Raw genomic sequence first — 12,236 nt, 5'->3', positions numbered from 1 at the left:
TGATCGACGTGCCGGACGTCTTCCGACAGCTTGCCGCGATTCTATCCGTCGGACGCGACAGCACTGCCGTGCTGCGCGTCGTCCCCGTGCGCGGCGATCCACCTGGGCGCCACCCGCGAGACGACCTCGACGCACACGATCCCGACTGCCGCCGAGACCAGGGCCACCGAGTTCATCCCCCAGTTCGAGGAGTCGAGCCGGAACAGGTCCTGGGTGAACGGCCACGCGAAGATCAGCACGTACGCGCCGGCCGAGACCGCCAGCAGCACGAGCTTCCACCAGTTGTAGGGACGGGCGACCACGGCGAGCACATACACCGCGATCGCGATCAGCGTCATCAGCGCCGCGGTGGCGGCCTGCGTCTGCGCCGGCGACAGGTCGACGGCGTCGCCCCCCATCTCGACTCCGGTGCCGCCCGGGTTCACGAGCAGGTAGGTCACGAAGGTGCACAGACCGACGACGACGCCGTTGGGCACCGCGCTGAGCAGCACCCGGCGCACGAAACCGCGGCGGGCCCGCTCGTTGTTGGGCGCGAGCGACAGCACGAACGCGGGGATCCCGATGGTGAACCATGCCGAGATCGTCACGTGTATCGGCTGGAACGGGTAGCTGAGCGGATCGGACCCGAACACCGCGCCGAGCAGCCCGCCGACTCCGACGAACAGCGCGAGCAGGACCGCGTACACGGTCTTGGTGAGGAACAGGTTCGAGACGCGCTCGATGTTGCCGATCACCCGACGGCCCTCGCCCACCACATATGGCAGAGTGGCGAACTTGTTGTCCAGCAACACGATCTGCGCCACCGACCGGGCCGCGGAGCTGCCCGAGCCCATCGCGACGGCGATGTCGGCGTCCTTGAGCGCCAGGACGTCGTTGACGCCGTCACCGGTCATCGCGACGGTGTCGCCCCGCGACTGCAGCGCCTTCACCATGGCGCGCTTCTGGTCGGGCCGCACCCGGCCGAACGTGACGCCGCGTTCGACGACGTCGGCGAGTTCGCCTGTCTCGGCGGGCAGCTCACGCGCATCGACCGACTCTTCGGCCGATCCGAGGCCCAGGGATGCGGCGACGGCGCCCACCGACCGGGCGTTGTCCCCGGAGATGACCTTCACCGCGACATGCTGCTGTCCGAAATAGTCGATCGTGCCGCGCGCATCGGGCCGGACCCGTTGTTCGAGAACCACGAGGGCCACCGGGGAGACCGTCCCCGGTGCGACCTGGCCAGGTGCGGGTTCGGTGTCGACGGGCGAGTCGGTGCACGCGAGCAACAGCACGCGGAGCCCGGCGGCGCCGATGTCGGACGCCAGGCGGGCCGTCTCGCCCTCCGGATCGAGCAGCACATCGGGCGCACCGATCAGCCAGTGCCCGCTGTCGTCCCCGGCCGGCGCGCCGGAGCCGTTCCCGCGGAACGACATCCCGCTCCACTTGGTGGCCGAGGTGAACGGTTTGATGGCCGTCACCGTCCAGTCCGGAGCGACCGGGTGGGCTTCGGCGACCGCGATCATGCTGGCGTTGGGGCGTGGGTCATGGGCGGCGAGCGCGGCCAGCACCTGGGCCACGGTCTCGCCGGGTACCGCCCCGAGGGTCCGCACCTCGGCCAGCCGCATCCCGTTCTCGGTCAGGGTCCCGGTCTTGTCCGCGCAGACCACGTTGACGCGCGCCAGTCCCTCGATGGCCGGGAGCTCGTTCACCAGACACTGTCGCCGGCCCAGGCGCACGACGCCCACGGCGAAGGCGATCGAGGTCATCAGGACCAGCCCCTCCGGGACCATCGGCACCAGCGCGGCGACCATGCCCAGCAACGACCGCCGCAATCCGTTGTCGCTGATGAAGAGCTGATTGACGATGGTCAGGATCCCGGCCGGGATCAGCAACCAGGTGATGACCCGCAGGATCTGGTCGATCCCGGAGCGCAGTTCGGAGGAGACCAGGGTGAACTTCGACGCCTCGGCGGCTAGTTGCGCGGCGTAGGCGTCGGCGCCGACCTTGGTGGCGCGATACGCGCCGCCGCCGGCGACCACGAAACTGCCCGAGAGCACCTCGGCACCCGGGTCCTTGTCGATCGGGTCGGCCTCGCCGGTGAGCAGCGACTCGTCGACGTCGAGCGCGGTCGCCTCGATGACCTCGCCGTCGACGACGATCTGGTCGCCCGCACCGATCTCGATGATGTCGTCGAGGACCACCTCATCCGGCGGCACCTCGGTCACCGTGCCGTCGCGCCGTACCCGGGGTCGGGTCTGGCCGACGATGGCGAGCTTGTCCAGGGTCCGCTTGGCGCGGATCTCCTGGATGATGCCGATGCCCGAGTTGGCGATGATCAGCAGCCCGAACAATCCGTTGATGAGCGATCCGGTGAACACGACGATCGCGAACAACACCCCGAGGATCGCGTTGATCCGGGTGAAGACGTTCGCGCGCACGATGTCCGACACACTGCGACCGGACCGGTCGGGCAGCGCGTTGACCTGGCCGGCGGCGACCCGCTGTGCGACCTGGGCCGCGGAGAGACCGGGACTGGCGACCGGAGTCGGCACGCTCACGCCGAGGCCTCCCACCAACCGGGTTGTGCCACACCGGTACCGGTCCGGTGTGTCAGGTCGATCGTGCCACCGGGCTGCGGCACCAGGATCGTCGGCGAGTCCGGCCGCGTCTCCGCATGCAGACGTGCGATGGGCTCCCCCCACGGGTGGCGCGCGAGGTTGAACGTCCCCCAGTGGATGGGCACGAACACCGAGTCCGATCCCGAACCGGGCGAGACCATCCGGTGAACCGAGAGGGCCTCCTCCGGGTTCACGTGGATGTCGGGCCACATCACGTCGTAGGCCCCGACGGCGATGAGGGTGAGATCGAACGGGCCGAGTCGGGCGCCGACATCCTCGAAACGTTCGCTGTGCCCGGTGTCGCCGGAGAAGAAGACCTTGTGGTCTCGGCCCGCGATGGCCCAGCTGCCCCACTGGGTGAGGTTCCGCTCCAGCCGGCGGCCGGAGAAGTGCCGCGCCGGACCGCAGGTGAACCGCAGCTCGCCCGCACCGGTCGGCACGACGACCTCGTCCCACCAATCCGCCTGCCGGATGCGGTCTTCGGCGATACCCCAGGAAGCGAGGTGCGCGCCGACCCCGATCGTCGTGACGAACACCGCGTCGGGCTGGGCGTCGGCGATGGCCGTGACGGTGTCCATGTCGAGATGGTCGTAGTGATCGTGACTGATCAGGACGACGTCGAGCGGCGGCAACTCCGACGGCGACACGGGCGCCGCGTGCATGCGCCCGGGACCGACGAGCCGGCTCGGCGAACAGCGACGGCTGAGCACGGGGTCGGTGATGATGCGGGCGCCGTCGATGTCGACGACGGCGGTGGCGTGCCCGAGCCAGGTGATGGCGAGGTCGGCGGGCGCCTCGAACCGCGGGACCGTCACCATGATCGGTCGGCGGGGCCGGCCGGGCCGCCGGGCCATGTCGGTGAGGACCTGCAGGCTCGGATCGACGATCGACGGGGGTTCCGGGTTGTCGAAGGCACCGTCGCGCTGGTGCGGGCTCCCGAGCACGTGCGGCGCTATCTCCGCGCGGGAGGCGCCGAGCGCGCGGGCGGGGCCCAGTCCCTCGGCGGCGAGCCGTCCGACGACGGCATCGGCCACCGCCACGCCCGCCGAACCCATCCGCGCGAGGACATCGCGACGCAGGTCGGTCGCGCCTTTTCTACCGGTCGTGGAGGTCACGTTCACACAGTAGTGCGTCCGGCGGATTCCGCCGGGAGGACGAGACCGCGGTCATCTGGGCGCACCGGCCGGCCGCCCACCGGTGTGATCTGCGATTTCTTCCGCGTGAAGCGCATTGTGTGCCTCACCGGCACTGATAGGCTGCGGCGAGCATTGTCCACCGTGCATGCGCCGGCGCATGTGGTCAGAAAGTCACCGAAGTGGCACGGATGTCCGTCGACCAACGTCGAAGCGCACTCATCGAATCGGCGTACCGCGTGATCGCCGATCACGGGGTGGAGGGCGCCACGACTCGTCGCATCTGCGCCCACGCCGGCATGCCACTGGCGAGCTTCCACTACGCCTTCGAGAGCCGCACCGCACTGTTGTGCGCGGTGATGGAGACTGCCGTGCCCACCGACATCGAGAGGATGCTGCACACCCTGCTGCCCGGCGCGGTGTACTCGCCGACGCCCGACATCGCCAACATCCGGGAGAACATGGAAGGCCAGTTCCGGGCCTTCTACGATCTGCTCAAAGCCGATCCGGGCCGCATGCAGGCGGCCATCGCACTCGGGATCTACGCCCACAACCACCCTGAACTGCAGCAGGTGGGCAAACACATGTACGAACAGCTCTACCGGGTGGCCTCGGCGGGGTTGCAGTCCATCACCGACCTCACCGGCGTGGTGTGGACGACACCCGTCGAGGAGTTGGGTCCGGTGGTCATCGCGGCCACCAATTCCATCACGCTCATCTATCTCAGCACCGCCGACGACAAGGTCGTCGACGCGATCATCCGCTCCATCACCGATCAGCTGATGACCCATGTCAGATTCGACTGACGGTGTTCCGACGACCGGGAGCCGGACCGCCCTCGACGTATGGGCACGCGACCCCGGCGCCTACTGGGCCGCGATCGATCAGGCTGTCGCCGACGCCGGGCTCGACGCGCCGGTCCTCGTCCTGGACCGTGCGGCGCTCGAACACAACGCCGCCGATCTGATCCGACGATCCGGGGGCGTCCCGATCCGCCTCGCGAGCAAGTCCGTCCGGGTGCGGTCGGTCATCGAGGACGTCGTCGGGCGCAACGGCTTTCACGGAGTTCTCGCCTACGATCTCGCCGAAGCCCACTGGCTCGCCACGCAGTCGGGGATCGGCGAGGTGCTGATGGGTTATCCCAGCGTCCGACGACATGCGCTGGCCGCCTTGGTCACCGACGAGGTCGCGACGAGCCGGGTGAGCCTGCTCGTCGACTCCGTCGACCAGCTCGACATCATCGATTCCGTCGTCCCCGCCGGCGCCCGTACACCGATCCGCGTCGCCATCGATCTCGACGCGTCGTACCGCGTGCTCGGCGGGCGGGTACACATCGGTGTTCGCCGATCGCCGGTGCACTCGCGCCGCGACGCACTCGAGCTCGCACGGGCCATCGTGGCGCGGCCCGGTTTCGACCTCGTCGGGGTCATGTCCTACGAGGCGCAGGTGGCCGGGGTGGCCGATGCGGTGCCCGGTAAGGCGTTGGCCAACCGCGCCGTCCGCGCGATGCAGCGCCGCTCGATGGCCGAGTTGCGGCGGCGCCGGGGCAAGGTGATCGCGGAACTGCGTCAGATGGCGGATCTGGAGTTCGTCAACGGTGGCGGCACCGGGTCCCTCGAGGAGACGGCACGCGACCGCGCGGTCACCGACATCGCTGCGGGCAGTGGGTTGTTCGGCGGCCATCTGTTCGACGGATACGAGCGGTTCCGTCCCGCGCCAGCACTGTCCTTCGGTCTCGATGTCGTCCGTCGTCCAGCTCACGGCATCGTGACCTGTGCCGGTGGCGGCTGGATCGCGTCCGGCCCACCCGCCGCCGACCGGCTGCCGAAACCGGTGTGGCCGACCGGACTCGAGTACATCGGCACCGAGGCGGCCGGTGAGGTGCAGACCCCGCTGCGGGGTGTGGCCGCCGACGACATCGCCGTCGGGGACCGGGTGTGGTTCCGGCACACCAAGTCCGGCGAGGTGTGCGAGCGGGCCCGCGAGGTCGCGATCGTCGATCGGGACGACGCCGGGCGGGCCACGGTGAGCGAGGTCGTGCCGACCTATCGAGGAGAGGGCAAGTGCTTCCTGTGAACGGGACCGCTGCGCGTTCGACACCCGCCTGGCGCAACTGGGGCGGTACCGCCGGATGCACACCCCACCGCGTCGAGAGCCCGGCGAGTGCAGCCGAGGTAGCCGATCTCGTCCGAGAGGCCGCCGCGCGCGGCGGCACGGTCAAGACAGTCGGTGCGGGACACAGCTTCTCCCCCATCGCCGTTGCCGACGACGTGCAACTCGAGCTGTCCGGACTGCGCGGCCTCGTGGGCGTCGACGATCGGCGCGTGACGCTGCGCGCAGGGACCCACCTCCACGAGATCCCGGGACTACTGGCGCCGTTCGGACTCGCGATGACCAACCTCGGCGACGTCGACCGTCAGACCATCGCCGGCGCGACCTCGACCGGGACCCACGGCACCGGTCTCGCCTTCGGCGGCATCAGCACCCAGATCGTCGGCGCGACAATCGTCACCGGCACCGGGGACATCGTCACCCTGACCGCCGACGACGCCGACCTGAAGGCTGTCGCGCTCGGCCTCGGCGCGCTCGGGGTCCTCGTGGAACTGACCATCGAGTGTGTGGACGAGTTCCGGTTGCACGCCGTCGAGGGCCCCGAGACGGCCGACGCGGCGATCGCCTCTTTCCACGAGCGCGTCGCGAGCACCGACCACCACGAGTTCTACCTCTTCCCGCACACCAACTGCGCCCTGGTCAAGACGAACACCCGGGTCGGCGCCGACGCTCCCCTCAACGGTCCCTCACGCATCAGGCGCTACATCGACGACGAGTTGCTGAGCAACAAGACGCTCCGCCTGCTGTGCGAGATCGGGGCGCGCGCACCCAAGCTGGTACCGGCGATCAACGGTGTCACCGGTCGCGCACTCTCCGCGCGGGAGTTCACCGACACCTCCACCGGCGTGTTCGTCTCCGACCGCGACGTCCGGTTCCGGGAGATGGAGTACGCCGTCGACCTCGCCGCCGTGCCGGAGGCACTGACCGAGATCCGCGCGCTCCTCGACCGGCGCGACTACCTCGTCAGCTTCCCCATCGAGGTCCGTGCCGCCGCCGCGGACGACCTCATGCTGTCCACGGCCTCCGGCCGTACCAGCGGCTACATCGCCGTACATCGCTACCATCGTGACGTTCCCGCCGACTCCGACGCCTACTTCGCCGACGTCGAAGCCATCCTCGCCGGCCTGGGCGGCCGGCCGCACTGGGGCAAGCTGCACACCCGCGACGCCGAGCAGCTCCGCGCCGTCTATCCCCGATTCGACGAATTCTGTGCGGTGCGTGATCGATACGACCCGTCCCGGGTGTTCGCCAACGAGTACCTGCGCCGGGTGCTGGGAGACTAACGCCGAGACGCTAACCGGCGTACCGCGACATCACCGGCAACGCCTCCTCCTCGAGCCGCGGTCCGTCCACGACGATCGCGGCGTCGCTGGACGCGATCATCTCCGCGCAGGACAGCCGGAAGTGCGGACCGTCCGGGATGACCGAGGTGAACGCCGCGGTCGACGCGGCGAACACGATCCGGCCGACACCCGCCCACACGCATGCCGCGGCACACATCGGGCAGGGCTCCCCGCTCGCGTACACGGTCGCGCCCGCGAGTCGTTCGCCGTGCCCGTCGGCGATCGCTCGGCGGAGTGCGACGAGTTCGGCGTGGGCACTGATGTCCCCGGAGGAGCTCACCTCGTTGCGCCCCTCGGCCACCGCGACGTCGTCGACGACGATCACGCTGCCGAACGGTCGGTTGCCTCTCTCGCCGGCCTCACCGGCCAGTTCGATGGCGCGCCGCAACAACTCTCGTTCCCGGTCGGAGATGGTCATCCGGCCAGCTCCACCCGCGTGCCGACTCCCTGCTCCAGCGCCGCGTCGACCAGCAACCGTGCCGTCACGAGGTCCTGCAACCCGATCCCGACGGAGTTGAACAGGGTGATCTCCTCGTCGTCCCTCCGCCCACGGGAGGGTTGGACGATCACGTCGCCCAGTTCGACGGCGATGTCGTCGGCGGCCAGGTGGCCCTCCTCGATCGCGAGCAGGACGTCGCCGGATTTCGCCAGCGCCGTCGAGCGGCTGTCGACCACGACACGAGCGGCGGCCATACCCGCGCCGTCGACCTCCCGATGATCGGCTCTCGGCGGCGCACCCACCGCGTTCAGGTGCAGGCCGGCACGGAACCACGCGCCGTCGACGATCGGCTCGCGGGAGGGCGTGAGGGTGCACACGATGTCGGCCGTCGAGACCACGTGGCGCGGTGAATCCGCGGGCTCCACATCGAGATCGAGGTCGGCGATCGCCGTGCGGAACCGATCCACCGTCTCGATGCTCCGCGACCACACGAAGACCTTCTCCAGCGGCCGGACCCGCGCGATCGCCCGAGCGTGCTCGACTGCCAGCGCGCCGGCACCGATCAGGCCCAGCACCGCGCTCGACGTCCGGGCGAGATGGGCGGTCGCGACGGCGCTCGCGGCGGCGGTGCGAACCGCGGTGATCAGCCGCCCGTCGATCACCGCCTCACATTCACCGGTGTCGGCGGACATGAGCAAGATCGTCGACCGTTGCGCCGGGCGACCCGACTCGCGGTTGAATGGCATGTCCGACAGCATCTTCACCGCGCTGGCCCGGTGCCGGCGGGCCGATGCCGCCATCGGCAGCACGGTTCCCCGGTCGATCGGCAGCATCGCCGGCGCTGGGTTGGTGGCCGAACCGGTCGACAGGTCGATGTGCGCCTGCTCGACCGCGGCGGCGACAGCCGCACGGTCGATGAGGGCGGTCACATCGGAGTGGGTCAGGACGATGGCCATGGGAAGGGCCTCTCTCTCGCAGGTGGTTTCGGGCGCGTCAGACACGGCCGACGTAGGGAACGGTGAGGCACGACGGCGCCTTGCGCCCGCCGACGAGGCCGGCGACGGCGACGATCGCGATGATGTACGGGAGCATCACCAGCAGCGCGAACGGGATGTCGACCCCGAGTGCGGGTAGCGCGAACTGCAACGCCCGGGCCACTCCGAAGAACAGCGCGGCGACGACGATTCCGGTGACCTTCCAGCGACCGGCGATCACCGCGACGACGGCGAGGTAGCCCATGCCCGCGGTCATGTTCTCGCTGAAGGACCGGACCTCCGACAGTGCCAGCTGCGCACCGGCCAGTCCGCCGCTGCCGGCCGCGATCATCACGCCCAGGACCCGAATCCTGTTGACCGCCAGTCCGGTCCAACCCGCCGAGGTCGCATCCTCGCCGACCGCGTCGACGCGGATGCCCATCATGGTCCGGCCGGAGAAGAGGACGGCGAGGCACACGACCACCACCAGGCACAGATATCCGAGCAGGGTCTGTCCGAACAGTGCCGGGCCGACGACCGGAAGGTCGCTCAGGACGGGGATGTGGACATCGTCGAAAGCAGGGATGTTGTTGCCCTTGCCGTCGGCGAGCAGGATGCGCGAACCGAAGGTCGTGAGGCCGAGCGCGAGCGCGTTCGCCGCCACACCGATGACGATCTGGTCGGCTCGGCACCGGACGCTGAGCACTGCGTTCATCACTCCGAAGACGAGTCCGGCGCCGATTCCGGCGAGGACGCCGAGGACCGCGGATCCGGTGGTGACGGATGCGAGGACGCTGGTGAAGGCGCCGCACAGCATGATTCCTTCCATGCTGAGGTTGAGGACGCCGGCTCGTTCGCTGATGGACTCGCCGGTGGCGGCGAGTAGCAGGGGAATCGCGAATGCTGCCCCGCTGGTGAAGATCTCGGTGATCATCGTGGCGTTCATGCCGGCACCTCTTCGGTGGTGGTCGAGTCGCCGGCGCGTGTGTCGGCGGCTGCGGTGGGCTTCGTCGCCGGCCCGGTCGATGCCCACCAGGCGGTGGCGGCGATCAGGATGATGAGCACGCTCTGGACCACCGTGATGGTCGAGGACGGGACGCCCGCCTCGAGTTGCAGGTTGATGCCCCCGGAGACGAGGAACCCGAACAGGAGGGAGACCCCGGCGACCGCCATCATCGACCCCCGGGCCAGCAACCCGACGACGAGCCCGCTGAAACCGAACCCGGACGAGAATCCTTCGGCCAGCACGAACGGTGCAGTCGTGACGAGCAGACCGCCGGCCAGACCGGCACATCCGCCCGCAGCGGTGAGACCGAGGAACGCGGTGCGGTCGATGGGCACGCCCAACCGCGCCGCCGCCGACGGCGACAACCCCACGGCCCGCAGCCGGATACCGACGGCGCTGTGCCGCAACATGATCCCCACGATCGCGGCGAGCACGACGGCGAGCACGATCGCGATCGTGGCCGGGTTCTTCGCCAGGCCCAGGAGCGGGAGATGCGTCGAATCGGTGAGGGACTCCGATTGCGGCAACGTCTCCGACGACGTCATCGGCTGCCGCAACAGACCTTCCTCGTGCACCATCAGAACCACCATCGCCAGTCCGACGAAGTTCAGCAGCAGGGTGGTGATGATCTCGCTGGCGCCACGCCGGACCTTGAGCCAGGCGGCGATCGCCGCCCACAGGGCTCCGCCGAGTACGGCCGCGGCCAGCGTCAGCGGGATCGCCAGCACCGGCGGGACACCTGCCGGGAGGGACACCCCGACCGCCGTCGCGGCGATGCCGCCGAGGCAGATCTGCCCCTCGCCGCCGACGTTGACGAGTCCGGCCCGGTACGCGATGGTGAAACCGATCGCGACCAGCATGAGTACCGCGGCGCTGTTCATCGAGGTGCCCACCGCGAACGGTGATCCCAGCGTGCCGTCGATCAGTGCCTGGATCACGGTGGCCGGATTCGCACCGGCCGCGGCGGCGAGCGCGAGGCCCACCACCGCCGCGATCACGACGGCGCCGAGTCCGACGATGACGGGGTTTCGGGGACTGATGGTCGCTGTCGACAGACGCGACCGCATGAGTGTGTTGGCGGTGTCCATCATTCGACTCCGGTGAGTAGGTTGCCGATGGTGCGAGCGGCTTCTGGCGATCGGGCGTCGACGGAGCCGTGGAGGGCACCCCGGTAGGCGACGACGATGCGGTCGCACACCGCCAGCAGCTCGTCGAGCTCGCTGGAGGTCACGAGGACGGCGGCGCCGTCGTCGGCGGCCGCGCGCAGGCGGTCGAGGACGAACGCGACAGCGCCGACGTCGAGTCCGCGGGTCGGCTGCGCGGCGACCACGACGCGCAGTCCGGGTGTCGTGAGTTCTCGTGCGAGGACCACTTTTTGCTGGTTTCCGCCGGACAGACTGCCGATCGGTGCATGCGGGCCGGGTGCGCGGACGTCGAACTCGCTCATCGCGGTGCGCCCGTCGGCCATCATGCGGGACCGGTCGAGCAGCCCCCACCGTCGGTAATGCCGCAATCGGGGCATCGCCAGGTTCTCGGCGATGCTCATCGCGCCGATCATGCCCTCGGCGTGCCGGTCTTCCGGGATCACCGCCAGCCCGGCGCGCGTCCGGCGTGCCGGCGTGGCCGCAGTCAGATCCTCGCCGTCGATCGTCACGGTTCCCTGATCCGGCCGTAGGGCGCCCGACAACACCGAGGTCAGTTCGGACTGGCCGTTGCCCTCGACACCGGCGATGCCGACGATCTCGCCGGCGCGGACGTCGAGGTCCACGCCTGCAAGCGCGACGCGACCGTCCTGGTGGGTCACCCGGACACCGTTGACCTGCAGGCAGATCGGCGCGTCCGGTACTCGTGACCGGGCCGGCCGCGCGGCGTCGCGGAGCGGTGTGGCGTCACCGAGCATCATCTCGAGCAGTTCCTCGCGACTGACGTCGGAGAGCGGTCCACCGCCGACGACGGTGCCGGCCCGCAGCACGGTGGCCTCATCGGCAACGCGCGCAACCTCACCGAGCTTGTGGGTGATCAGCACCACGGACTTCCCGGCCGAGGCCAGCGCCCCACACGTCTCGATGAGCGCGTCGATCTCCGCCGGGTCGAGGACGGCCGTCGGTTCGTCGAGCAGGATGAGGCGCGGGTCGGTCAGCAGCGACTTGACGATCTCGACACGTTGCCGCGCACCGACACTGAGGTCCTTCACCATCGCGCTCGGGTCGACCTTCAGACCGTAGTCGTCGGCGATCCGATCGAGGTCGCCCTGCAGGCGCCGCAGCGGCGGCCGGAAACCCCCGGAACCGAGGACGAGGTTGTCGGCAACGGTCATGGTCGGTATCAGCGAGAAGTGCTGATGCACCATGGCCACCCCGGATTCGATGGCGTCGGCCGGGCCGCGCGGACGATATTCGTCGTCGGCGAGGATCATCCGGCCGCGGTCGGGCGACACCGTGCCGAAGATGGTGTTGCACAGGGTCGACTTGCCCGCACCGTTCTCACCGAGAATGCAGTGCACCGAACCCGCACGGACCGACATGGTCACGTCGTGGAGCGCGCGGACCGTACCGAAGGTCTTCGCCACCGAGTCGAGCGTGAGCAGCGAATCCGCGCCTGCCACTGTGATATCCGCGGTGTTCGTCAT

Annotated in this window: 10 protein-coding genes; 3 read left to right on the top strand and 7 right to left on the bottom strand. The window is 69.6% G+C overall.

Going from position 1 to position 12,236, the window contains the following annotated elements; genetic code table 11:
- Window positions 1-41: 41 nt before the first annotated feature.
- Window positions 42-2,540 (bottom strand): HAD-IC family P-type ATPase, encoded by a 2,499-nt coding sequence (locus tag AC3B6C_RS14010; protein WP_488373184.1) that lies wholly within the window; start codon window positions 2,538-2,540, stop codon window positions 42-44.
- Entirely contained in the window at window positions 2,537-3,721 is a 1,185-nt protein-coding gene (locus tag AC3B6C_RS14005) for an MBL fold metallo-hydrolase (RefSeq protein WP_488373183.1), read from the bottom strand. Before AC3B6C_RS14005 ends, AC3B6C_RS14010 begins: the two co-directional genes overlap by 4 nt.
- A gap of 194 nt (window positions 3,722-3,915) precedes the next feature.
- Here AC3B6C_RS14005 and AC3B6C_RS14000 point away from each other — a divergent pair, with 194 nt between their 5' ends.
- The 3 genes from AC3B6C_RS14000 to AC3B6C_RS13990 are packed head-to-tail and all read left to right on the top strand — an operon-like array spanning window position 3,916 to window position 7,128.
- Window positions 3,916-4,539 (top strand): TetR/AcrR family transcriptional regulator, encoded by a 624-nt coding sequence (locus AC3B6C_RS14000; protein ID WP_010843570.1) that lies wholly within the window; start codon window positions 3,916-3,918, stop codon window positions 4,537-4,539.
- Window positions 4,523-5,809: an alanine racemase gene (locus AC3B6C_RS13995; RefSeq protein WP_488373181.1), complete on the top strand. Its 1,287-nt coding sequence runs from the start codon at window positions 4,523-4,525 to the stop codon at window positions 5,807-5,809. Before AC3B6C_RS14000 ends, AC3B6C_RS13995 begins: the two co-directional genes overlap by 17 nt.
- A complete protein-coding gene (locus AC3B6C_RS13990) occupies window positions 5,806-7,128 on the top strand; it encodes a D-arabinono-1,4-lactone oxidase (protein WP_488376265.1) in 1,323 nt (440 codons plus the stop codon). Before AC3B6C_RS13995 ends, AC3B6C_RS13990 begins: the two co-directional genes overlap by 4 nt.
- A gap of 10 nt (window positions 7,129-7,138) precedes the next feature.
- Here the strand turns inward: AC3B6C_RS13990 and AC3B6C_RS13985 are convergent, their stop codons facing one another.
- The 5 genes from AC3B6C_RS13985 to AC3B6C_RS13965 are packed head-to-tail and all read right to left on the bottom strand — an operon-like array spanning window position 7,139 to window position 12,236.
- A complete protein-coding gene (locus AC3B6C_RS13985) occupies window positions 7,139-7,606 on the bottom strand; it encodes a nucleoside deaminase (protein WP_010843567.1) in 468 nt (155 codons plus the stop codon).
- Window positions 7,603-8,583 carry an ornithine cyclodeaminase family protein gene (locus tag AC3B6C_RS13980; protein WP_014925794.1) on the bottom strand — a complete coding sequence of 327 codons (981 nt, stop codon included), beginning with the start codon at window positions 8,581-8,583 and terminating at the stop codon, window positions 7,603-7,605. The genes AC3B6C_RS13985 and AC3B6C_RS13980 overlap by 4 nt, the downstream gene beginning before the upstream one ends.
- A gap of 37 nt (window positions 8,584-8,620) precedes the next feature.
- Window positions 8,621-9,547, bottom strand: coding sequence for an ABC transporter permease (locus AC3B6C_RS13975; RefSeq protein ID WP_055475803.1), 927 nt, complete (start codon window positions 9,545-9,547; stop codon window positions 8,621-8,623).
- A complete protein-coding gene (locus AC3B6C_RS13970; protein WP_488376263.1) occupies window positions 9,544-10,695 on the bottom strand; it encodes an ABC transporter permease in 1,152 nt (383 codons plus the stop codon). Before AC3B6C_RS13970 ends, AC3B6C_RS13975 begins: the two co-directional genes overlap by 4 nt.
- Complete coding sequence (locus AC3B6C_RS13965) at window positions 10,695-12,236, bottom strand: ABC transporter ATP-binding protein (RefSeq protein WP_010843563.1); 1,542 nt, start codon at window positions 12,234-12,236, stop codon at window positions 10,695-10,697. Before AC3B6C_RS13965 ends, AC3B6C_RS13970 begins: the two co-directional genes overlap by 1 nt.

It is taken from the genome of Gordonia sp. 11cp, assembly GCF_057767225.1.
This window is presented reverse-complemented; position numbering and strand designations above follow the sequence as displayed.

Excerpts from the sequence above, each read along its gene's own strand:
- AC3B6C_RS13995 (WP_488373181.1), top strand. The coding sequence starts at position 4,523 with ATGTCAGATTCGACTGACGGTGTTCCGACGACCGGGAGCCGGACCGCC.
- AC3B6C_RS13985 (WP_010843567.1), bottom strand. The coding sequence starts at position 7,606 with ATGACCATCTCCGACCGGGAACGAGAGTTGTTGCGGCGCGCCATCGAA.
- AC3B6C_RS13965 (WP_010843563.1), bottom strand. The coding sequence starts at position 12,236 with ATGACGAACACCGCGGATATCACAGTGGCAGGCGCGGATTCGCTGCTC.
- AC3B6C_RS13980 (WP_014925794.1), bottom strand. The coding sequence starts at position 8,583 with ATGGCCATCGTCCTGACCCACTCCGATGTGACCGCCCTCATCGACCGT.
- AC3B6C_RS13975 (WP_055475803.1), bottom strand. The coding sequence starts at position 9,547 with ATGAACGCCACGATGATCACCGAGATCTTCACCAGCGGGGCAGCATTC.
- AC3B6C_RS13970 (WP_488376263.1), bottom strand. The coding sequence starts at position 10,695 with ATGGACACCGCCAACACACTCATGCGGTCGCGTCTGTCGACAGCGACC.